18 protein-coding genes are annotated in these 23,725 nt (G+C 30.1%); 17 read left to right on the forward strand and 1 reads right to left on the reverse strand.

The annotated features are described in order from the left end of the window. The first annotated feature begins 2 nt into the window (after positions 1-2). The 15 genes from C4Q29_RS00155 to C4Q29_RS00225 all read left to right on the forward strand — a co-directional run bounded on the left by C4Q29_RS00155 (position 3) and on the right by C4Q29_RS00225 (position 21,585). Positions 3-821, forward strand: coding sequence for a carbohydrate ABC transporter permease (locus C4Q29_RS00155; RefSeq protein ID WP_103980821.1), 819 nt, complete (start codon positions 3-5; stop codon positions 819-821). Beyond that, entirely contained in the window at positions 805-2,118 is a 1,314-nt protein-coding gene (locus C4Q29_RS00160; RefSeq protein ID WP_103980822.1) for an MBL fold metallo-hydrolase, read from the forward strand. The genes C4Q29_RS00155 and C4Q29_RS00160 overlap by 17 nt, the downstream gene beginning before the upstream one ends. Beyond that, entirely contained in the window at positions 2,105-3,373 is a 1,269-nt protein-coding gene (locus tag C4Q29_RS00165) for an extracellular solute-binding protein (protein ID WP_159459168.1), read from the forward strand. The genes C4Q29_RS00160 and C4Q29_RS00165 overlap by 14 nt, the downstream gene beginning before the upstream one ends. A gap of 155 nt (positions 3,374-3,528) precedes the next feature. Next, positions 3,529-5,046, forward strand: coding sequence for a bifunctional metallophosphatase/5'-nucleotidase (locus C4Q29_RS00170; RefSeq protein WP_103980824.1), 1,518 nt, complete (start codon positions 3,529-3,531; stop codon positions 5,044-5,046). Positions 5,047-5,242: 196 nt separating this feature from the next. Next, positions 5,243-6,895 carry a putative manganese-dependent inorganic diphosphatase gene (locus tag C4Q29_RS00175; protein ID WP_159459169.1) on the forward strand — a complete coding sequence of 551 codons (1,653 nt, stop codon included), beginning with the start codon at positions 5,243-5,245 and terminating at the stop codon, positions 6,893-6,895. Between the two features lies 1 nt (position 6,896). Continuing rightward, positions 6,897-8,786, forward strand: a complete 1,890-nt coding sequence (gene glgB / locus C4Q29_RS00180; protein WP_103980826.1) for a 1,4-alpha-glucan branching protein GlgB — start codon at positions 6,897-6,899, stop codon at positions 8,784-8,786. Positions 8,787-8,815: 29 nt separating this feature from the next. Beyond that, positions 8,816-9,955: a glucose-1-phosphate adenylyltransferase gene (locus tag C4Q29_RS00185; protein ID WP_103980827.1), complete on the forward strand. Its 1,140-nt coding sequence runs from the start codon at positions 8,816-8,818 to the stop codon at positions 9,953-9,955. Between the two features lie 8 nt (positions 9,956-9,963). Next, positions 9,964-11,082 (forward strand): glucose-1-phosphate adenylyltransferase subunit GlgD, encoded by a 1,119-nt coding sequence (glgD, locus tag C4Q29_RS00190; RefSeq protein ID WP_103980828.1) that lies wholly within the window; start codon positions 9,964-9,966, stop codon positions 11,080-11,082. 1 nt (position 11,083) lies between these two features. Further along, a complete protein-coding gene (locus C4Q29_RS00195; protein ID WP_103980829.1) occupies positions 11,084-12,505 on the forward strand; it encodes a glycogen synthase in 1,422 nt (473 codons plus the stop codon). Next, positions 12,505-14,757 (forward strand): glycogen/starch/alpha-glucan phosphorylase, encoded by a 2,253-nt coding sequence (locus C4Q29_RS00200; RefSeq protein ID WP_103980830.1) that lies wholly within the window; start codon positions 12,505-12,507, stop codon positions 14,755-14,757. Before C4Q29_RS00195 ends, C4Q29_RS00200 begins: the two co-directional genes overlap by 1 nt. 3 nt (positions 14,758-14,760) lie before the next feature. Then, complete coding sequence (gene pulA / locus C4Q29_RS00205; protein ID WP_103980831.1) at positions 14,761-16,596, forward strand: type I pullulanase; 1,836 nt, start codon at positions 14,761-14,763, stop codon at positions 16,594-16,596. A 9-nt stretch (positions 16,597-16,605) separates the two neighbouring features. Further along, a complete protein-coding gene (locus C4Q29_RS00210) occupies positions 16,606-18,300 on the forward strand; it encodes a phospho-sugar mutase (RefSeq protein ID WP_103980832.1) in 1,695 nt (564 codons plus the stop codon). Between the two features lie 142 nt (positions 18,301-18,442). After that, a complete protein-coding gene (locus C4Q29_RS00215; RefSeq protein ID WP_103980833.1) occupies positions 18,443-18,925 on the forward strand; it encodes an FHA domain-containing protein in 483 nt (160 codons plus the stop codon). A gap of 178 nt (positions 18,926-19,103) precedes the next feature. Then, positions 19,104-20,204 (forward strand): FtsW/RodA/SpoVE family cell cycle protein, encoded by a 1,101-nt coding sequence (locus C4Q29_RS00220; protein WP_234994008.1) that lies wholly within the window; start codon positions 19,104-19,106, stop codon positions 20,202-20,204. Beyond that, on the forward strand, positions 20,194-21,585 hold the full coding sequence (locus C4Q29_RS00225; protein ID WP_103980835.1) for a peptidoglycan D,D-transpeptidase FtsI family protein: 1,392 nt from the start codon (positions 20,194-20,196) through the stop codon (positions 21,583-21,585). The genes C4Q29_RS00220 and C4Q29_RS00225 overlap by 11 nt, the downstream gene beginning before the upstream one ends. Before the next feature lie 52 nt (positions 21,586-21,637). Here C4Q29_RS00225 and C4Q29_RS00230 read toward each other — a convergent pair whose 3' ends face one another. Beyond that, entirely contained in the window at positions 21,638-22,435 is a 798-nt protein-coding gene (locus C4Q29_RS00230) for an NAD(+)/NADH kinase (RefSeq protein WP_103980836.1), read from the reverse strand. 252 nt (positions 22,436-22,687) lie between these two features. On the opposite strand from C4Q29_RS00230, the gene C4Q29_RS00235 reads away from it, so the two are divergent. Next, positions 22,688-23,224 carry a YtxH domain-containing protein gene (locus C4Q29_RS00235; protein ID WP_103980837.1) on the forward strand — a complete coding sequence of 179 codons (537 nt, stop codon included), beginning with the start codon at positions 22,688-22,690 and terminating at the stop codon, positions 23,222-23,224. 16 nt (positions 23,225-23,240) lie between these two features. Then, positions 23,241-23,675: a hypothetical protein gene (locus C4Q29_RS00240; protein ID WP_103980838.1), complete on the forward strand. Its 435-nt coding sequence runs from the start codon at positions 23,241-23,243 to the stop codon at positions 23,673-23,675. Positions 23,676-23,725: the final 50 nt, after the last annotated feature.

The following is a 23,725-nucleotide window of genomic DNA, read 5'->3' on the forward strand; positions in this document are numbered from 1 at the left end:
ATATGAAAAAGTTTAATGATTTAATAATGAAAATTGTAATCATTGCCTTAGCAATTATTACACTGTTTCCATTTGTGTATATGCTTTTATCTTCTTTGATGTCATATCAGGAAGTTAATTCAATACCTCCAACATTAATACCAAGTAAACCTTTATTCCACAACTATGTAGAAGCCTTCCAAAAGGCTCCATTTGCAAGATACTTCTTTAATACAGTATTTACAGCTACAGCAACTACTATTATGACATTGATCACAACAGTGCTGGCTGCATTTGCATTTGTTAAATTACAATTTAAAGGTAAAAATGTTGTTTCTTTAATATTTGCAGCTTTGCTGATGGTACCATATGAAATAACAGTATTTACAAATTATCAAACTATTCTTAAATGGGGATTTGTTGATACCTATCTTGCACTGATACTACCACATTGTGCATCAATATTTTATATATTTTATTTAAGAGGCTACCTACAATCAATACCAATGTCCTACTATAATGCGGCTAAGGTTGATGGGGCTTCAGACTTAGAATTCATATGGAAAATATTGGTTCCAATTTCAAAACCAGCCTTATTTACAATGGGGATATTAAGTTTCATATCCGGATGGAACTCATTCTTATGGCCAATCTTGGTAACTAACGAGAAAAATATGAGGTTGATATCAAATGGTCTTGCAGCCTTTACATCAGAAGCTGGTTCTCAAACCCAGTTACAAATGGCTGCTTCAGCAATAGCTATTGTACCAATTTTGATATTGTACTTTGTATTTAGAAGCCAAATTATGAGAGGGGTATCTAGAAGTGGACTTAAGGGATAAAAAGACAAAGATTACTTTTTATCAAGGAATGAGAACCATAGGTGGGACTATAATTGAAGTCAATTATGGCAAGGATAGTATTTATTTCGATTTTGGTTCAGAATTCAAACCTGAAATAGATGATAAGAATATAGATGGACTAACCAATTTGATCAATTATGGTTTTGCTGTTGATTTAAAAGGCATTTATGATAGGAAGCAAACTAAAGAAGATTCAGAACTTTATAGGAATAAGGGAGTCTTCATATCGCATATACATTTAGACCATACTAAGATGCTAAATTATATAGATGAAGAAATTCCTGTATATGCAAGTAAAGATACAGTCAATTTGCTTAAAGCATTAAATTTCAATAATGATTTTTTATATGCCAATTCATATTTAAAAGATAATACTAGGAAAGTAATTCCAGTAAACTATGGAGATGAAATCACTATAGGCGAAATACATGTTGAGTTTATAAGGGTTGACCATGATGGTTATGGAGCTTGCGGGTTTTTAATCCGTACACCAGATTTATCAATTGCATATACTGGTGATATTAGATTGCATGGCTATAGAAAAGAAGATAGTTTGAATTTTATAGAAAAAGCCAAAGACTGTGATATTTTAATTATTGAAGGTGTATCGGTATCTTTCATCGATGAGATAGATGAATTTAAAACAGATGGTGAACTTTCTGAAGAAGATTTAATAAAAAAATTTGATAAAATTTTAGGAGAAAATACAAGCAAACAATTAACCTTTAACTACTATCAAGCTAATATAGAAAGAATTTTAGAGATAGAAAAACTAGCTATTAAAAATAATAGAACATTAGTTTTAAATGATTTTTATGCTTATATTTTAAGAGCGGTTACAGGTAAAGAAGTTCATTTTTATGGTGATTATAAAAAATACAAGTTGGATGAAAGCTTAAGGGTGGATACAAGTGTATTATTAAAAGATCATTCTAAATACTTATGGCAATTATCTAAGGAAGAATTACACTTACTTGACCATATGCTTGTTGGGGGCATATATATACATTGCGATTCAGATCCATTAGGAGATTTTGACATAAATTACAAGCCTTTTATGGAAATGTTTAAAAAACATAAAATAAATGTAATAGAATTAAAATGTAGTGGACATGCCTTTCCTAAAGACTTGATATATATTATTGACCAAATAAAGCCGGACTTATTGGTACCAATACATTCACAAAAACCGGAAATGTTGTATAATAAATATGGTGATAGATTATTACCAGAAAAAAACCAAACAATTTATGGGAGGAAAAATGAAAAAAAGTAGATTGATAGCTCTTGTTTTAGCTTTAGTAATGGTTTTTGCAGCCTGTTCTAAAGGTGGAAACACAAAGGAAACTGGTAAAGAAACTGGAACTGAAACAGGTTCAGGCGAAAAACAAGAAGCAAACATTGTATTTTGGCATGCTATGAATGGAGCCCAAGAAGAATCTCTTAAAAAACTTACAGATGACTTCATGAAGGAAAATCCAGAAATAAAAGTTGAATTACAAAACCAAACAGGATATAAAGAGTTGCAACAAAAAATTACTGCAACACAAGTAAGTCCTAAAGATTTACCAACTATGACTCAAGCATATCCAGACTGGATGTATAATCCAATTAAAGATGGTTTAGTATATGATTTAACAGAATATACAAAAAACCTAGAAGGATATGATGATATCTTAGAAGGATTTAGAGAAGGTACTGTAATTGATGAAAAAGTTTATTCAATGCCTTTTAACAAATCTACAGAAGTTTTATTCTATAACGAAGATGCACTTAAAGAATTAGGTCGTGAAGTACCTAAGACACCAGAAGAAGTAGTTGAAGTATCAAAAGCTTACCAAGAAGCTACAGGAAAACCTGGTATAGGTTTTGACTCATTATCAAACTACTATACAACATATATCACAAATAAGGGACAAAAATTTGATCCTAACTTTGATATTAAAGGTGACCTATCTAAAGAAGCTGTAAAATGGCACTTAGATGGTGTAAATGAAGGATATATGAAGATAGCAGGTACAGATGATTACTTCTCATCATTATTAGGAAATGAACAAGTATTAATGTACGTTGGTTCAAATGCTGGTCAATCATATGTTCAAGAAGCTGTAGATGGTAAATTCACAGTAAAGGCAGCACCATCACCATTTGAACAAACTATCCAACAAGGTACAGACTTATTTGTTTTTGATTCAGCAACAGATGTTCAAAAACAAGCAGCTCAAAAATACTTAACATTCTTAACAAGTAAAGAAAGCCAAATTTACTGGGGTGTTCAAACAGGTTATGTTCCTGTAAGAAAATCTGCTTTAGAAGATCCTGAATATATGAATGCAGGTACACTAATAGCACCAATCTTAAAAGAAGCTACAGAAAAAATGTTTACAAACCCACTATTAGGTGGAGCTAACCAAGCTTATAGAGAAATTGGTGTTATGATGGAAACAGTATTAGCTCAAGGACAAGCAGCTGATGTTGATTCAGTATTAAGTAACTATGCATCAACAATTGAAGGATACTGGTCAAAATAGTTAAATAAGATATTAATTAAACTTCAAAATCCATAATATGGGTTTTGAAGTTTTTTTTGTTGAATAATAGCTGTAATATCAAGAAATAAAAAAGTGTGGTTTTTTAGATTTAATTTAATATGATATAATTAAATTTACGAAATAAAGGAGAACTTATGAAAATAGCTATTTATCATACAACAGACATGCATGGACATGTATTGCCTACAAACTATGTTGAATATCAAGAGCTGGGTATGCTTAAAATACTTTCTTTTATAGATGAAGATAGAAAAAACTATGATCATTCACTTGTTTTAGACGGTGGTGATTTAATTCAAGGTACAGTTTTAACTAGTTTTTTAGCAAAAAATCCTAATGAAGACAACCCAATCTTAAAATTACTAGATAATTTTTCTTATGATGCTTATGTAATGGGAAACCATGAATTTAACTATGGTATGGACCATTTGCTGAAATCCTTCCATAGGGTAAGTGACAAAATTTTGAATTCCAACATTGAAAATTTAGATTTCAAGTCTAATCCTTATAAAATATTTGATTTTGAAGGATTTAGGATTGCTGTTTTTGGAGCAACTACTTCGTATATTCCAAATTGGGAGCAAGAGAAAAATATTGAAGGTTTAGTCTTCCATGATCCTATAGAAATGTATAAGAAATACGAAGCTGAAATGAAAGAAAATTCAGATATGATTATTGTCTTATACCATGGTGGTTTTGAAAAATCCTTGGATGAACATTTTATTCCTACAGAAATTTTAAGAAAGGAAAACCAGGGAAGTGAGTTTCTCGAAACTTTTGATAGTATCGATGTTATGTTAACTGGCCACCAACATAGGGGCTTTATAACTAAACTAAAAGATGTAATTTGTAGCCAACCTATAAACAACGCCAGAAACTTTACTAAAATAATATACGATACGGAAAGTGATGAATGGTCATATGAATTGATTGATATTACAAGTATGGATATTGTAATCAAAGATGAATATGAAAGAGTTTTTGATGATATCAACAACGACTTAGATGAGTATCTAAACCAAGTAATAGGACACTTTGATGAAAGTATGAGACTTGGTGATAAATTTGATGTTAGATTAAATGGCCATCCATATATAAATTTCTTGCATGAGGTCCAATTAGATGCTTTAGATGCAGATTTTTCATCATTAAGCTTGTTTGACCAAGCAATTGGTTTTGATAGAGAAGTCACCATAAAAGATGTGCTTGTAAATTATCCTTATCCAAACACTTTGAAAGTAATGGAAATAACAGGTGAAGATTTAAAAGAAGCTATTGAGATTTCTACTAACTATTTCAAATTAGATGAAAATGATAATATTATTCTTAATCCAAGATTTCAAGTGCCTAAGGTGAGAAATTATATTTATGATTTCTTTTATGGACTTGATTATGTTGTTGACCTAGGCAATGACAGTGGAAAAAGAGTAGTATCAATGAAAAAAGATGGCAAAGATATAGACTTAGATAAGACTTATAGGATAATAATGAATAACTATAGGGCAAGCAATACTGCTGAATATCCTTGTTATCAAGATAAAGAAATAGTTGATGAAACATCTTTAGATATGAGTGAATTAATGATAGCCTATATAAGTAAAAAGAAAAATTTAAAAATTAATAAGACTAAAAATTTTATGATAACTAATTAATAGTAAACAGTAAATATTTATGAATTGAGATAAAAGAGATCAAATATATGAACTTATTTTAATTCAAAATATTTACTGTTTTTTATTTATCAATTTATCTCAATATTATGTATATATTAGGTGACATCGCTACCAATTTATATGAATATTTGCTATTATTAGAGTATGAATGTGAATATAAAATAAGGAGTTGAAATTGAAAAATAGAATATATATTACCGGGCATAAAAATCCGGACACAGATTCTATTGCATCAGCAATAGTTTATGCGGATTTGAAAAATAAAATAGATAAAAAAAATGAATATATACCTATTAGATTAGGTAGCCTAGATTTAGAATCCAAGTGGGTTTTAGATAGGTGGAAAAGCAAGGCTCCAATATATATAGACAACTTAAGGCCAACCATAGATGATTTAAATCTAGAAATGCCTTTAGTAGTTGATAGAGATATTTCACTATATGAAGCAGCCAATTACTTACAGCCTAAAAATGTTTCATTCTTACCTATAGTTGATAGAGAAAACAGGTTAGAAGGTATAGTAACCTTATCAAACTTGACTAAGTCATATATGAATGTATGGGATGATGATATCTTATATAGGTCAAAGACTAAGGTTGAAAATATAGTAGATGTACTTGCTGGAACATTGGTTCACAGTCCAGAAAAACCAAACTACATAAATGGTAGGATGTTGGTGTATGCTTCTGACGTTGATGAAAAGGGCCATGTAAGTCCTGGTGATGTAATCATAGTAGGAAATAGGAGAGATGCGCAAAGAGAAGCTGTTGATAGGAAAGCTGGTATCTTGATAGTATCGTCTGGATATTATGTTGATAATGATATTCTTTATTTAGCAAAGAAAAACAATGTAACGATCATAAAGACAAAATATAATTCATTTATGGTTGCTAGACTATTACCACAAGCCATTCCAGTAAGCTATGTAATGACAAGTGATAATCTTCTTTATTTCACTCCTGATGATGATATAGAAGAAGTAAGCAAAAAAGTAATGGATACAAGATTTAGAAATTTCCCTGTTGTTGATAAAAATATGAAGGTGATAGGGGAACTTACTCGAAATGATTTATTGATAGATAAGAAAAAGAAACTTATCTTAGTTGACCACAATGAGGCAAGCCAATCTATAGATGATAGAGATAGGGTAGAAATACTCGAGATAATCGACCACCACAGGGTAGCAAATATTTCTACAAGTAATCCAATCTTCTTTAGAAATATGCCTGTTGGATGTACATCTACCATATTAGCTATGATGTACAAGGAAAATGGTTTGGTACCTAGCAAGGAAATGGCAGGCTTGATGGCCTCTGCTATTATATCTGATACCTTATTATTTAGATCACCAACTACAACTGATATAGATATTAAAATATTAAATGAGCTAGCAGAAATTGCAGAAATAAACTTGGAAGAATATGCTTCCGAAATGTTCGCTGCCGGGACATCACTAGAAGGTGTATCTGCTACAGACTTATTGATAACTGATTCAAAGAAATTTGAAATAGACAATATAAAAGTAAGAGTTTCACAAGCATTCACTACGAATTTACCTTCAGTAGATAAGATGATTGCTGATATAAAAACATCAATGAAGCAGATAAAGGAAAATGAAAGAATCGACTTTTTTGCTTTATTTATTACAGATATTTTCAATGAACAATCTTTGGTTATAACAGATGGTGTATATAGTCAAGCCTTGGCTGAAGCCTTTAAACAAGAATTCATTGAAGATGGATATATGGTAAAAGACCTATTATCCAGAAAAAAACAATTTATACCGGTATTAACGACAACAATAAATAATTTTAATAAGGAAGGTTAGCATGAACTTAAATATTTTTTATAGAGAAGACTTAGATACTCCTATACATTTATATAACGAAGGTAAAAATTATGAATCCTATAAATTTTTAGGATCACATAAAATTAAGAAAAATGGTAAGGATGCGACTTCCTTTACAGTTTGGGCTCCCCATGCAAGAGAAGTTTACCTAGTAGGTGACTTCAACGGCTGGAATGAAACAAATATGCCTATGAAAAATATAAATAATTCAGGAATATGGAATATATGTTTTGATGCCTTTTATGAATATGATAACTACAAATATAGAATCATAGGTCCTGAAGGACAAGTTTTAATGAAAGCAGACCCTTATGCCTACCACAATCAATTTAGACCTGAAACATCAAGTAAGGTTTATGATTTAGAAGGGTTTAAGTGGTCAGATGATAAATATATGAAAAATAGGTATAAAAAAGACTTCCTAAAGAGTCCTATTTCAATATATGAAGTTCATCTTGGTTCATGGATGAGACATCCTGACAACACATACTATTCATTTGAAGACTTAGCAAGAGTATTACCTGACTATGTTAAGAAGATGGGCTATACCCATGTTGAGTTTATGCCAATAACAGAATTCCCATATGATGGATCTTGGGGTTACCAAGTAACAGGATACTTTGCTACAACATCAAGATTTGGTACTCCTAAACAATTTATGAATTTAATTAATGAATTCCATAAAAGAGATATTGGTGTGATTTTAGACTGGGTTCCAGTTCACTTTACAAGAGATGCTCATGGTTTATCAAACTTTGATGGTAGGGCAACTTATGAGAAAGATGATCCATATAAGGCTTCAAATGAAGGTTGGGGAACCCTATACTTTGACTATTATAAGGCACAAGTTAAAAACTTTTTAATCTCATCAGCCTTATTCTGGTTGACAAACTTCCATATCGATGGATTGAGGGTTGATGCTGTATCTGCCATGCTTTACTTAGACTACGGTGGAAAAAACTTACAAAACATGTATGGTGGAAATGAAAACTTAGAAGCTATTGAATTTGTTAAGGAATTAAACTCAGTTGTTCACTTATACCATTCAGATGCTTTGATGATAGCTGAAGAATCAACAGCCTTCCCACAAATTACAGATAAGATTGAAAATGGCGGTTTAGGATTTGATTTCAAGTGGAATATGGGATGGATGAATGACACCCTTCAATATTTCGAATTGGATCCGATCCACAGAAAATATCACCAAAACAAATTAACATTCTCAATAACTTATGCCTTTTCAGAAAACTATATTTTACCATTCTCACATGATGAGGTTGTGCACTTGAAAAACTCAATGTTAAATAAGATGCCAGGATACTATGATGACAAATTCAAAGGTTTAATGGCCTTATATGCATATATGTACGCACATCCAGGAAAAAAGTTAAACTTTATGGGTAACGAAATAGGTACTTTTGATGAATGGAACCATGATACTGAATTGCCATGGTCTGTTTTAGAATATGATAGACATAGGTGGTTACAAGATTTTGTAAGAAAATTAAATGAAGTATATAAGAGTGAACCTAGTTTATACGAAGTTGATGATTCTTATGATGGATACGAATGGATTGACTTCCATGATAGTGATTCAAATGTAATTGCTTTTGAAAGAATTGATTCAAAGGGTGAAAAGGTATTATGCTTCTTTAACTTCTCACCAGTTTATAGGGAAAAATATAAGTTTGGTGTAGATAAAAAAGGAATGTACAAAGTATTATTAAACTCAGCCCATAAAAATTTCGGTGGTCCAGTAAATAGAAACCAACCTTTATATTCTAAAGAAGAACCAGCACATTACAGAAGATACTCTGTATCTGTTGATTTACAACCATATCAAGCATTATTTATAAAATATAACAAGTAAAATTGAATAAAAAATAAGGAGGAGAACTTATGTCAAGTAAGGTAGATTTAGTAGCCATGCTTTTAGCTGGCGGTCAAGGTAGTAGGCTTAAGTACTTAACATCAAACACCGCAAAACCTGCAGTTCCATTTGGCGGTAAGTATAAAATAATAGACTTTGCCCTTTCTAATGCGAGAAATTCCTTGGTAGAAAATATAGGCGTATTAACTCAATATAAACACTTCTATTTGAATGAACATATTGGGATTGGTCAGCCTTGGGACTACGATAGGTTAAGTGGTGGACTAAAACTTTTACCTCCTTATTTTACAGAAGATGGGGGAAGGTGGTATAAGGGTACAGCCAATGCTATTTATGAAAATATAGATTACCTGGATAATTTAAATCCAGAATATGTACTTATCTTATCAGCCGACCATATCTACAAGATGAATTATAGAAAAATGCTAAGTTTCCATAAGGAAAAAGGAGCAGATCTTACTATTGCTGTAATGGAAGTTGATTGGGAAGAAACTTCCAGATTTGGAATAATGAATACCGACCAAGATCAAAAGATAGTAGAATTTGAAGAAAAACCTAAAAATGCTAAGTCAAACCTAGCATCCATGGGAATATATATTTTTAATTGGACTTTACTAAGAAAAGCTTTAATCGAAGATTACGAAGATAAAGAATCAAGCTATGATTTTGGTAATGATATCATTCCTAGATTATTAAAGTCAGGTACAAATCTATATGCTTATAAATTTGAGGGATATTGGAAGGATGTAGGTACTGTAAGGTCTTACTGGGAATCCAATTTGGAGCTAATAGAAGATAAAAATGGTTTAAATGTTTATGACCATGCTTGGAAGGTATACACTAAATCTAAAAATCTTCCACCACATTATATTGGGAAAAATGCACAATTAAATAAAACTCTAGTTAATGAAGCATGCCGAATTTACGGTAAGGTTGATAATTCTGTTTTGTTTGACCAGGTTACTATTGAAGAAGGAGCAGAGGTATATAATTCTGTAATACTTCCTGGAGTGGTTGTTAAAAAAGGTGCCAAAATCTTTAATTGTGTTGTGACAGAAAACATGACGATCAATGAAAATGAATTTTTTGGTGATATAGATGACGATAGTGTATATTTAATTTCACAAGCAGGTATATTAAAGGAATAGGAGGGTCTATGAAAAATTTAGCTGGTATTATAAAATCTGGTTTTGATAACAAGTCTTATGCAGGATTATTGAAAAGTAGACCTGACTATATGCTTCCATTTGGTTCAAGATATAGGCTGGTTGATGCATGCCTATCAAATTTTAATGAATATGGAATCTATAAGGTTTTATTACAAGGTGATAAAAATATAAAATCTACCTTAGACCATGTTTCAAATGGGGAACACTGGGATATGGACTTAAGAGAGGATGGGTTAGCTATTTCTGTACCTAGTCCTGAAGAGTACAATTCAAATAATAGGAGAATATATTCTTACTATAGTTCCATATCTTTTATAGATGAAGAATTCATTGACAACATTTATATAGCAAATCCTATGGTTGTTTCTAGGATAAATATAGAAAGTATATATGAAGACTTTTTAGAAAATGACTATGATGTTATGTTTTTATATAGAAAACAAGAAGACCATGAAGGAAAGTACCTTAATTCTAGAAAAGTAATTTTTGATGAAGATGGTAAGGTCCAAAATATTGGAGTAAATTTAGGCACTGAACCTATATTTAATTTATTTATGGACCATATTTTAATCAAAAAGAAAGTATATATAGACCTTGTGACTGAAGCTTTAGAAAAAGATAATGCTTATACCTTGACGCAAGCTATTATGAATAATAAAGAAAAGTTAAGCATTGGGTCTTATGAAATTATTAACCATGTAGAATATATTAAAGATTTAAATTCTTTTTATGATGCAAATATAAATTTATTAAACGAAGGGATTTATACAGACCTATTTCTAATGGGATCTGGAATTTTAACAAAAAATAAAGATGAACCATCTACTTTTTATGGTGAAGGCAACTATGTTAAAAATTCATTAATTGCTAATGGTTCATTTATATTTGGAAGAGTTGAAAATTCTATCCTATTTAGACAGGTTAATATTGATAAAAATGCACAAGTTAAAAACTCAATTCTATTCCAAGGAGTAATTATAGAAGACGGTGCACATGTTGAGAATGCTATACTTGATAAGAATGTTATTATCAGGTCTGGTGTAAAACTTATAGGAGATAGACATAATCCTATAGTTGTGGAAAAGAACAAAATATTGGAGAAATAGCATGAATATATTATATATAGCTGCTGAGGCTACTCCATTTATCAAAACAGGGGGACTTGCTGATGTAGCAGGTTCCCTTCCTAAAGCCATAAATAATCAAGGTCATGACATAAGATTAGTTTTACCTCTGCATGGCCAAATATATGAAAAATATATAGATAAGTTAGAAAGTTTAGGATCATTTGAAGTTGATTTAATTAAGAAAACTGTGGATGTAGAAGTATTTCATTTTAACAACCAAGGCTTAGAATGTTATTTCTTGGCAAATAAAGAATTTTTCGACAGAAATGATCTTTATGGTTATGAGGATGATGATTTAAGATATCTCTTATTTTCTAAGGCTAGTGTCTTACTTTTAGAATTTTTAGATTTTAAAGCCGATATCTTGCATGCTAATGATTGGCATAGTGGCTTAGCTATTCTATATCAAGATTATTTTGCAAGGATAAAAGATTTCTATAAAAATACTAAGAGTCTATATACTATCCATAATATTATTTATCAAGGAACTTTTGACGATATTATATTGGGTTATATGGAAATGGACTTGCTTAATATTTATAGAGAAAGCCTAGATTTTTATGGAAAAGTATCTTTTATGAAGGCTGGTATTATAAATTCAACAGCCTTTAATACTGTGTCGAAAACCTATGCTAATGAAATAAAACATAAAGAATATGCCTATGGCCTTGAAGAAGTGATAAACACTCATAAAGACAAGTTATCGGGTATAATAAATGGTATTGATTATGTAAAATACAATCCGAAAACTGATATGCGTATTGAGAGCAATTATGATGTAAATTCTATTGATAAAAAGCTTGCAAATAAAACTTATCTACAAAAACTATATAATTTAGAAGTTAATAAAGATATTCCTTTGATAGGAATGGTTACAAGATTAGCTCATATGAAGGGGATGGATCTATTATTTGAGGCCTTTGATCAACTTATACAAGAGGATGTGCAATTTGTATTGTTAGGAACTGGTGAAGCTAATTATGAAAATATATTAAGAGACTACCAAAACAAGTATCCTAAAAATGTTGCAGCAAGACTATATTTTTCAGACCAAGAAGCCAATGCAATTTATGCTGGATCTGATCTTTATATGATGCCATCCATTACTGAACCTTGTGGGATTTCACAATTAATAGCCATGAGGTATGGGGCAATACCAATAGTTACAGAAACGGGTGGCCTAGAAGATACTGTTCATGCTTATAACAAGTATACAGGAGAGGGAAATGGATTTTCTTTTTATGATAAAAAGCCAGATGTCTTATTAGAAACAACAAAAAGAGCTATAGAAACATATAGAAATAAGGAAGAATTTATTGGATTAATAAAAAATGCCATGAATTCTAAATATGATTGGGAAAATTCATCTAAGGAATATATACAACTTTATAGGAGTTTATAATGATTGATAAAAAGACTTTACATGAAAGTATTAAAAATAATCTATTTGAATTGTTCGCTAAAGATTTTACCTATGCTAGGGATCCAGAAATTTATACTGCTTTAGCAAATAGCGTAAGGCAATTAGTAGGAGAAAAATGGTTTCATTCTCTATATGACAACTTAGATTCAAGAAGACTTTATATTCTATCGTTTGAATATACTTTAGGAGATAGCTTACTAAAAAACCTAGTAAAATTAGACTTATATGATACTGCTAAAGAGATTTTAGCGGACTATTCTATTGATATTAAAGATATACTTGAATGGGACATAGAGTTTGCCTTAGGTTATGGTGACTTGGGATCTGTTTCAGGATACTTACTAGAGTATTTATCTAAATATCACAATAATATTTATGCTTACGGGTTGAGATATAGAAATGGTATGCTTAAGCAAGAAATAATTGATGGGGAACAAGTTGAAAAGCCTGATAATTGGAGGGTAAATAAAAACCCTTGGGAACATGAAAAAGGCTTTAACCATTGGGTTGATTTAAAAGATGACACTGTAAAGGCTATTCCTTACGATATTCCAATTTTATCAAGTGATTCAAACAATGTATCTACTTTAAGATTATGGAAGTCATATTCTGTAGAAGATTTGGACTTTGAAAAGTTTTCAAAGGGGCAAATTCAAGAATCCTATGAAAGAATTAATAGGGCAAATTCTATAGTAGAATTTTTATATCCTAGTGAAGACAATTATGAAGGTAAGAAGCTTAGATTAGAGCAAGAATATTTCTTTGCTAGTGCAAGCATACAAGACATTCTAAAGAAATATAAAAAATATATTGGTAAAGATATATCAAAATTAGCAGATTACATTACAATCCAAATCAATGATGTTCACCCAAGTTTGTCAATTTTAGTATTTATTGAATTACTAATGAAAAAATATGACTATAAATTTGAAGACGCTTTAGCTTTAGCAAAAGAAGTCTTTATCTTTATGCAATTGTCAATACTTCCTGAAACAATGGAAACATGGGATTTAGCCCTTATTGATAAAGTATGTCCAAATATGATAAATATTATTTATGAACTAGATAAGCATTTAAAATTAGACCTTTCAAATAAAGAGATTAATAATCCTGAACCACTATTAATAATCAGAGAAGGTAAATTAAATTCTATAAATGTTTTATACTATGTATGTAAAAATATTATTTCATTAGAGAAAAACCATAAAAACTTATTAGAAGATAAATATCTTTCATCTCAATATAATGCTTACCAAGCAAAGATTGATTTTATTAATTTTAGCTTTGATACTGACCAATATTACAAGGAAAGACAAATAAAAAGACAAGACAAGGTCTTAGAAATTACCGACCTAGAGGTTAAAGAATTGAAAGATATTAAGTTATCTAATAAAAAATATCTTTTAAATGAATTAGACCTAGATTTGAATTTATATAATTGCAAGTCCTGCTTTGTTATGCACTTAGGTAATTTCCATGAATATAAGAGACAAATTCTTTCTGTCTTATCTGTAGCCTTAAGCTATTACAGGATGAAAAAAAATCCAAACAAGGATATACCAGAAAGGACCTATTTCTTTGCTGGTAAATCATATCCAAACTATTATTTAGCTAAAGAGATGATTAAATTTATAAATGCCTTAGCTAAAACAGTTAATAATGATTTATTTATAAAAGATAAGATAAAAATAGTTTTTATTGAAAATTACAACTTATCCAAGACTGATATAGCAATACCTGCAAGCGACATATATTTAAACTTAGAGCAATTAAATATGGAATCAGACAAGGTATCAATTTACAAGTCTATAGCTAGTGCATCAGCCATATTAACAAGTAGGGGGAACTTTGAAAATACATCCTTTACTGATTATGGAATTTCCATGTTTAAATTTGGTGATAAGGCCAGTGAATTAATGAACAATTATTCATACAATGTTCAAGAATACTTGGATAATAATGTTGAAATAAAAGAAATGTTTAACTTTTATAAAAACTTAACTAAGGATGAATTCTCTTATGATATAAATAAAATTGAGGAATTAATCTTGCATTATAACGACAGGAACTTTATAATAAAAGACCTGTTGGACTTTACCAACGAATTAGAAAATGCTGTTAGATCTTATAGTTATGATGAAAATTGGTATAAAGACCTTTATTCCAATGCAAGTAAAATTATAAGAGAAGATAGTAGTGTAAAAAAATATATAGAATTAACGGAGAAATAATTAATGATAAGTAACTTATATACGGATAAAGAATTAGGACTTACCTATACTAAGGACTATTCAATTTTTAGAGTATGGGCGCCGTCTCAAGAAGAAATATTTTTGTGTCTTTATGAAAATTTTGATGAACAAGATAGAAAAACATACCATATGACAAAAGACGAAGACGGATGTTTTGAATTAAAACTTGATGGTGACTATGAAGGTAAATTCTATACTTATTTAGTTAAAGACCAAGAAGTTGCAGACCCTTATAGTTTTGCATCTTCTGCAAATAGTAAAAGAACAGCTATTATAGACCTAGCAAAGACAAATCCTGAAGGCTATTTAGACCATAAAATACCAAACAATGATAAGGATAAGGCTATTATAGTTGAAACGCATTTAGCTGATATAACAATAGACCCAAGCTCTGGTGCAGACCACAGAGGTTTATTTTTAGGTGCAGCTCAAAAGGGGACAAATTATAATGGGCTTACAACAGGAATGGACCACTTTGCTGAAATAGGAGTGACTCATGTCCATCTTTTACCAATCACAGACTATTTAACTGTAGATGAAAATAAACCTCTTGCTAAATATCCAGATAATTATAATTGGGGCTATGACCAAGAATTATACAACAATATTGAAGGATCATTTTCAACAAACCCAAATGACCCATATTCAAGAATTAGAGAATTTAAAACTCTAATAAAAAATTACCATGAAAACGGTTTATCAGTTGTGTTAGACGTGGTTTACAACCATACCTTTAGGACAGCTGACTCAATTTTCCAGGTATTGGAACCTTACTATTACTATAGAACTAATGGACAAACTGAGTTTTCAAATGGATCAGGCTGTGGTAATGAGGTTGCTTCAGAAAGACCAATGGTTAGAAAATTTATAATAGATTCACTTGTGTATTTAGCTAAAGAATACAAGTTGGATGGTTTTAGATTTGACCTAATGGCTCTTACAGACATCGATACAATTATGATGGCTATAGAAGAGTTAAGAAAGATTAATCCAAATATCCTTATATATGGAGAACCATGGATGGCTTTACCAAGTCCTCTTCCATATGACAAGCAAATTAATATTGGAATGCAAAAGAATAAAAACTTTGCAATCTTCAACCCTCATATAAGAGACAACTTAAAAGGGGATACTGATGGAAGTGAAAGAGGCTACTTGCAAGGTGAATATTATCTAAAGGGCGCAATCCAAGAAGGTATTGCCGGATATGCAAATATCTATGGAAATGAAACAGCCTATGCTCATCCTTTAGAGTCTATAAACTACTTTAATGCCCATGACAACTTAATATTTAATGACAAGTTGATAAAATCAGGTGTTCCAGCAGACAAGTTAAAAGATATAACCTATATGGGACATGCTATATTATTAACCAGTCAAGGCTTACCATTCCTCGTAGCAGGAAACTCATTTATGAGAACTAAAAAAATGAACCACAACTCTTATAATGCTCCAGCAGACATAAATGGTATAGATTGGACCTTAAAGGAAAAAAATCAAGATTTATTTGAAGCTGTTAAAGATTTGATAAAACTAAGAAAGGATCTAGGAATTTTCAACATGAAAACAAATGATGAAGTTCTAGAAAAACTTAGCTTTATAGATGGTTTGCAAGATTATTTAATTGGATATATAATAAAATCAGATAATGGTAACTATGCTATCTTCCATAATGTTTCAGACTTTAAGGAAGAAGTAGATAAAAGCTTATTTACCGACCAAGAAGAAATACAACATATTTTCTCAAATGGTTTTGTAGATAGTAAGGTTACTGATATAAAATTAGATGAGTATTCCATCAACGTATATAAATTCTAGGAGGTTAGAATGGATTACATGACAAAATATCAAGAATGGTTAGATAGTGATTTTATCGATGCCGAAACTAAAGAAGAATTAAAATCTTTAGAATCAAATAAAGAAGAAATCCAAGATAGATTTTATCAAGATTTAAAATTTGGTACAGCTGGCTTAAGAGGTAAAATTGGTGCTGGTACAAATAGAATGAACAAGTATACTGTAGCTTTGGCTACTCAAGGACTAGCTCAAACAATAATTGACCATGGTAAAGAAGCTATGGAAAAAGGTGTTGCTATTTCATATGATGTAAGACATAAATCAGATGAATTTGCAAAAATCACTGCAGAAGTTTTAGCTGCTAATGGCATAAAAGTTTATACCTATGACCAAATCACACCTACACCTGTATTATCATATACTATCCGTCATTTAGGAACTATATCAGGTGTTATGATAACAGCTTCACACAACCCTAGAGAATATAACGGATACAAAGCATATTGGAATGAAGGTTCACAAATCTTAGATGATATAGCTAGTGAAATATTAAAAAATATAAGCAAGGTTGGAGATGTAAGCAATGTTAAATCAATGGACTTTGATAAGGCTGTTGAAGAAGGACTTATCACAATCTTAGATTATTCAATAGTTGATAAATATATGCAAGATGTATTAGATCTAACAATTGAAGATGAAAATATTGATAAGGATATTAATGTTGTTTACTCACCATTAAATGGATGTGGTAACAAATTAGTTAGAAGAATCTTGGATGAAAGAGGATTTAAAAATATCCACATAGTTAAAGAACAAGAAAATCCAGATCCTGACTTTACAACAGTTGGATATCCAAACCCAGAAGATCCAAAGGCATTTAAATATGCTATAGAATTAGGAAACAAGATTGATGCTGATATTTTAATAGCTACAGACCCTGATGCTGATAGGGTTGCTGTAGAAGTTAAAAATGAAGAAGGTGGATATACTTTCTTATCAGGTAATGAAACTGGATCCCTATTAACCTACTATATTTTAAGTAGATTATCTGAAAAAGGTAAATTACCTAAGAATGGTGCAATTGTAAAATCTATAGTTTCAACAGACTTACCAGAAAAAATTGCTGATAAATTTGGCGTAGCTAATTTTAATGTTTTAACAGGATTTAAAAACATTTATGCTAAGGCTAACGAATGGGACAAAACTGGTGAATACCAATATATCTTTGGTTTTGAAGACGCTATTGGATATTCATATGGAGACAATGTAAGAGACAAGGATGCTATTTCTTCATCAATGATGGTAATTGAAATGGCTGCATATTACAAGGCTCAAGGTAAAACATTATTAGATGTTCAAAAAGAAATTTTCGAAGAATTTGGCTATCATGCACAAAACTTAAATTCAGTTGTTTTAGAAGGGTTAGATGGTCAAAAATTAATAGCTAGAATTATGGAAGAATTTAGAGCAAATCCTATTGAAGAAATTAATGGAATAAAATTAGAATCCATAACAGACTATCTAAACGATGAAACAGGATTAGAAAAACAAAATTGTCTTGGTTACAAACTAGAAGATGGATCATGGTATATCTTAAGACCTTCTGGTACAGAACCAAAGATTAAATTATACATCTACTCAAGTGCTGACACAGCAGAAAAAGCACAAAAAATGGCAGATGCAATATTTGAAACAGCAAATGCAAAAATTTTATCAGTAGAATAGAATAATTAGAAATCCAAAAATCTAGGTCATAGACCTAGATTTTTTTGTAAATTAAGTAATCTATAATAAATTCTTAAGAAATATTTTATATTATTTATTTATGATTTGGTATAATAGTAATTAATAAAGAGAAGGAGTCTATATGAGAGAATTATTAAATATAGTAAGAAATGCTTTTTTTACTAATATTATAGGAAACTTAAATTTATATACAATTATTTCGTCTATAGTGAAATTTATACTCGTCTATATAGTTTTATATTACATTTATATCATTGTAAAATTAATTATCTTAGATATTAGGAATATTGATTTTGATAAGGTAAAAAGAGATTATTATTTGATTGTTAGAGATCAAAATGGAGCTTCAAAAAGTTACTTATTAGAAGGCTATACTAGCATAGGGAGAAATCTTGGAAATGATATAGTTTTAGATAGTGACCTAGTTTCATCTTATCATGCTGAGATAATCAAATCTGAAGATTCTTTTTATCTAGTTGACAAGGGATCATTAAATGGAACTTATTTAAATGGAGAATATTTAGATAGCAACCTAGAACTACTAGTTGGTGATGAGATAGAGATAGGACCCTATGTTTTAAGCTTGAATGCTGAAATAAACTAAAAGGAGTAAGTTTATGAATAAAATTAATAGGGTAAATTTCAATGATACAAGAAGGATTAGTTTTCATAATAAACTTATTATACTTCTATTTATTTTTCAATTTCTTGGAATAAGTTTAGCTATTATACATAATATAAAGATACAAACTAGCTCAATTTACTTGGCCTATGCCTTTATAATGGTTACAGCCATTATAAATTATACAATTCCAAAATTTATTAATGGTGACTCCACTTATATATATTTGGTAAATCTATTATATAGTATAAGTTTAATTAATATAATTAGATTGGACTACACTTTAATAAACAAACATATAATCTGGTATTTCATAGGATTTTTTATATTCATATTAGTTAGATATTTTATTAAGTATTTTAATAAGTTTTTAGAAGATAAATTTATTTTATTTTTTATTATAACTTTGTTTACTTTTATAATTACACTTTTATTTGGATTTTCCCAATATGGAGCCAAGAACTGGATAAATATTGGAGGGCTTTTTACCCTGCAATTGTCTGAATTTGCTAAAGTGTCATATATATTTATGATTGCTGCTTATTATAACAATTACGAAAAATATACAAGCCAAAGATTTGGAAGGTATTATTTAGCAGGAGCAAGCTATATATTTGCTGGATTGTTCTTCTTACAAGGAGAATTGGGAACAGCTATGGTGTTTTTTGCCCTTATGCTTGCTTCTATGCTAATTTTCGAAAAAAGATATATCTTTATAATTTTAAATATTGGATTAGCCTTTTTAGGGGTTTATTTGGCATCCTTAGTTCTATCCCATATCAAAGTAAGAATTGATATATGGTTAAATCCTTGGGATGATTTTAATGGTAAGGGATATCAAATAATTCAATCTTTATATGCAATTGCTAATGGCGGATTTTTCGGAACAGGTATAGGATTAGGAAGTCCAGGTTTAGTACCAGTTATTCAAACAGACTTTATAATGGCAGCTATTATTGAAGAAATGGGATTGTTTATGGGATTTGCGATTATACTTATCTTTATATTGATTTTCTATAAATCTATGAAGGTATCCTTACAATTCAAATCTGACTATTTGTCTTCATTAGCCTTATCAATAGGCCTACTATTTTCAATTCAAACAATAATTATGCTTGCTGGTATATTGAAGCTTATGCCGTTAACGGGAATTACTACACCTTTCTTATCTTATGGTGGTAGTTCAACAACGTCTAGTTTCATATTATTGGCTGTCTTACATTATTTAACAAGTAAAACAGGAGAAGAGTATGAAGGATAAAAGAGATAAAAAACTAATTTTAGTTTTGATAATTGTAACGGCTTTATTTTTAGCTATTTCTCTATATTTACTATATTTTCAAATTATTAAAGCAGATAAGTTAAACAAAGATCCTAGAAATGCAAGAAATTTCGAAGATGATGTTTACGCTAAAAGAGGAAGTATACTTGATAGAAATGGAAAAGTATTAGCGTATTCAGATTTGAATGACGATAAAAAAACTTATACAAGAAAATATAGCTACAATTATCTATATTCAAACATTACAGGATACAGTGATCCAAACCTAGGTAAAATGGGTATTGAAGCTTATCATAACAAAGACTTAGCTAATATAAGTAAGAAAGATGATATTTTTACAAGACTCGATAGTTTAGTTTCTGAAACTAATGCAAGTGATGTATATTTGACTATTGAAAATGATGTACAAGAATTTGCTTGGGAGGCTTTAGGTGACTATAAGGGATCAATCATAGTTGCCGATCCAAAAACTGGAGCTATTTTAGCCATTGTTTCTAAACCAAGTTTTAATGTAAATAATTTAAGGGCGGATTGGGAAAAACTTATAGCTTCTGAAGATGGAAATTTACTAAATAGACCTAGTCAAGGATTATATGAACCTGGATCTGTTTTTAAGGTAGTTTCGTCAGTAGCCTTTTTAAGATCTGGTATGGATCTTAATTACAATGATAAAGGTTCCGCAACCATTGCTGAGCATACAATTCATAATTATGGGAAAAAAGCTTATGGTGAAATATCTTTGGAAGAAGCCTTGATGTACTCTTCAAACACATATTTTTATGAAAAATCTAAAGAAATAAGTAATGAAGAATATACACAAGTACTTAAGGATTTTGGAATATCAAAGGATTATGATTTTTCCCTTCCAAAGAAATCTTCAATATTTCCATTTAAAGCAGGTCTATCAGACTTAGAAAAGGCAAATGCTGCTTTTGGTCAAGGTAATATGTATATGACTCCTATGGATATGCTTTTAGTTGCTATGGGAATTGCTAATGATGGGGAAGTGTATAAGCCATATATTGTCGAAACAATTGATAGAAATGGGATTAAACAAGATACTGAACCTAGTGTATTATCTTCAAATATAGAAGCAGAATATGCAAAAACTATTAGAAATTACCTTACATCTACAGTTAGATACAATGGTTATAATCTAAAAAGTGGTATTGCTTCTGCAGGTAAAACAGGTACAGGTGAAAGTGCAAATGGATTAAATAACAACTGGTTTATAAATATGGCTCCAGCTGACAACCCTAAATATGTAGTAGTAGTCACAATAGAGGGAAGCAAGCAAACTGCACATAACAATGCTGCTCCTATAGGATCTAGAGTATTAAATTATGTTTTAAATAGATAGTGAAGGACGTAAAAAAGGATTATTGCAAAATCTTGCAACAATCCTTTTTTTTTTATATAAATTTATCCCTAATATTTTTCCAAAACCATTTTTCATCGAAAACAATTTTGTTTATTGAATCCTTTGATAATTGAATATTAATGGACTTTATATCAGTATGGTTACATTCTAAACCATCTATTCCTATTAAAAATTCATCATCATTTAAATCTTCTGTTACTAATTTTATTTTTGTATTTTTTGGAACTACAACACTTTTATCTAATGATTTATATATACTAGATTTAATTGGAGCCAATGGGGTTATTTGAAAAGCATCTATATTTTGATAAACAATGGCACCACCGGAAGAAAGGTTATAAGCAGTAGATCCAGATGGGGTAGAGAATATCATTCCATCACCAGCGAATTTTTGTAGTTTCATATCATCTACAAATAAGTCAAACTTTATAATAGAAGTTGATCTAGATTTTATAACAATTTCATTTATACTTTTATATATAAAATCTCCGTTCTTGGTTTCTATATGACACTCAATAACCTTAAGTTCATTAAGTATATATTTTTTATCTTTCAACCTTTCAATAGCTGATTCAACATCATCTGGTTTTATATCATTATAGAATCCGAGCTTACCAGTATTTATACCAATAAAGGGGACATTAGAAAAATTGGATTCATGGACAGCCTTTATAAAGGTTCCATCACCTCCAATTACAACATTAAAATTAGCCTCTTCATCATGTTCATAAGAAATTTTAAAATCATGACTCAAGAACTCTTTTTCAACTACTTGTCTTATCTCATCACTTAAGTTGTATAAGTTTGTAAATATATTTGCTTGCTTCATAAATCCTCCAATATATTTTTATTATACAATTTATTTGCAATTCTTTTCAAATTTCTATTACTGTGATATAATAACAGTATCCACAAATGATTTTGATAATTAACCTACACATACTATAAGGGCATACGGAGTTCGATAAAGGATACAAAGCCTTAGATGGACTGTAGAATTTGTTGACAGTTAGCCCACCTTCACATACGAAGGTATAATTATAGTCATTTGTGGATTTTTTTATAAAAACAGGAGGTAAATATGTCAATTAGAGATTATTTTGTTGCAAAACAAAGAGAAATTGAAAGAAGAAAGAGAAAAGACACTGCTGGTAAAGTTGGATTTGGTCTAGCTTTAGGTGCCTTAGTTGGTTCAGCTGCAGGTGTATTATTTGCACCAAAATCAGGTGAAGATACAAGAAAAGATATTAAGGATGCTGTAGAAGATACAGGTAAACAAATTCAAAAAACTTCAAAAGAATTTAGTGAAAATGTTCAAAAAACATACCATGATACTGTAGAAAAGGTATCAAACTTTGGTGAAAAAAAACTTACACAACTACATAACGTAGCTGAAGATGTGGAAGAAAAAACTGAAGAAATAGCTGGTAAGGCTAAAGAAAAAGCTGAAAAAGCAGCTGAAAAGACAAAAGAAAAAGCTGAAGAAACAAAAGAAAAAGCTGAAGAAAAAGCTGAAGAAGTTAAAAAAGACGCTGCTAAAGGTGTAGAAAAGGCAGCAGACAAAGTAAAAGAAGGAGCTGATAAAGTTTCTAAAAAAGCTGAAAAAGAAAGTAAATAATAATTAGGAGGTAAACATGCAATATGATTTAATAGATATTCTATTAGCCTTACTAATTATAGCTGGTGTTGTTGCTTTAGTAGCATTAGCTAAACTATTATTTAATATATCTAAAACAGTTGGTGTTATTGCTGATACTGTAGAAAGCAATAGACAAAGTTTAGATAAAACTATTGAAGATTTGCCAAAGATCACAAACAATTTAAATAATGTTTTAGATTCAACTAATGGCTTAATAGAAGATGTAACACCCCAAGTTGCATCAGCTTTATATGATGTAAGCAATCTTACATCTCAAGTATCTAATATTACCAACACAGTAGCAGATACAGTTGATGTTGTTGGAATTGCAGCTGCAGATACTGCTGCAAAATTCACCAATACTTTCCGTAGTGCTACAAATAAAACAGGTTTTATTAAAGGTTTTTTAACCGGTTTTTTGAAAAGATAATATTTAAATGAAAAATTAGATGGAGACATCTAATTTTTTTTATCTTAAAC

The sequence above is a fragment of the Helcococcus massiliensis genome (assembly GCF_900258485.1).
Lineage (GTDB): Bacteria > Bacillota > Clostridia > Tissierellales > Peptoniphilaceae > Helcococcus > Helcococcus massiliensis.

What these genes read in the sequence shown, in the direction of transcription:
- C4Q29_RS00155 (WP_103980821.1), top strand. Translation starts at nt 3, where the DNA reads ATGAAAAAGTTTAATGATTTAATAATGAAAATTGTAATCATTGCCTTA.
- C4Q29_RS00165 (WP_159459168.1), top strand. Translation starts at nt 2,105, where the DNA reads ATGAAAAAAAGTAGATTGATAGCTCTTGTTTTAGCTTTAGTAATGGTT.
- C4Q29_RS00170 (WP_103980824.1), top strand. Translation starts at nt 3,529, where the DNA reads ATGAAAATAGCTATTTATCATACAACAGACATGCATGGACATGTATTG.
- glgB (WP_103980826.1), top strand. Translation starts at nt 6,897, where the DNA reads ATGAACTTAAATATTTTTTATAGAGAAGACTTAGATACTCCTATACAT.
- C4Q29_RS00185 (WP_103980827.1), top strand. Translation starts at nt 8,816, where the DNA reads ATGTCAAGTAAGGTAGATTTAGTAGCCATGCTTTTAGCTGGCGGTCAA.
- glgD (WP_103980828.1), top strand. Translation starts at nt 9,964, where the DNA reads ATGAAAAATTTAGCTGGTATTATAAAATCTGGTTTTGATAACAAGTCT.
- C4Q29_RS00195 (WP_103980829.1), top strand. Translation starts at nt 11,084, where the DNA reads ATGAATATATTATATATAGCTGCTGAGGCTACTCCATTTATCAAAACA.
- C4Q29_RS00200 (WP_103980830.1), top strand. Translation starts at nt 12,505, where the DNA reads ATGATTGATAAAAAGACTTTACATGAAAGTATTAAAAATAATCTATTT.
- pulA (WP_103980831.1), top strand. Translation starts at nt 14,761, where the DNA reads ATGATAAGTAACTTATATACGGATAAAGAATTAGGACTTACCTATACT.
- C4Q29_RS00210 (WP_103980832.1), top strand. Translation starts at nt 16,606, where the DNA reads ATGGATTACATGACAAAATATCAAGAATGGTTAGATAGTGATTTTATC.
- C4Q29_RS00215 (WP_103980833.1), top strand. Translation starts at nt 18,443, where the DNA reads ATGAGAGAATTATTAAATATAGTAAGAAATGCTTTTTTTACTAATATT.
- C4Q29_RS00220 (WP_234994008.1), top strand. Translation starts at nt 19,104, where the DNA reads ATGGTTACAGCCATTATAAATTATACAATTCCAAAATTTATTAATGGT.
- C4Q29_RS00225 (WP_103980835.1), top strand. Translation starts at nt 20,194, where the DNA reads ATGAAGGATAAAAGAGATAAAAAACTAATTTTAGTTTTGATAATTGTA.
- C4Q29_RS00230 (WP_103980836.1), bottom strand. Translation starts at nt 22,435, where the DNA reads ATGAAGCAAGCAAATATATTTACAAACTTATACAACTTAAGTGATGAG.
- C4Q29_RS00235 (WP_103980837.1), top strand. Translation starts at nt 22,688, where the DNA reads ATGTCAATTAGAGATTATTTTGTTGCAAAACAAAGAGAAATTGAAAGA.
- C4Q29_RS00240 (WP_103980838.1), top strand. Translation starts at nt 23,241, where the DNA reads ATGCAATATGATTTAATAGATATTCTATTAGCCTTACTAATTATAGCT.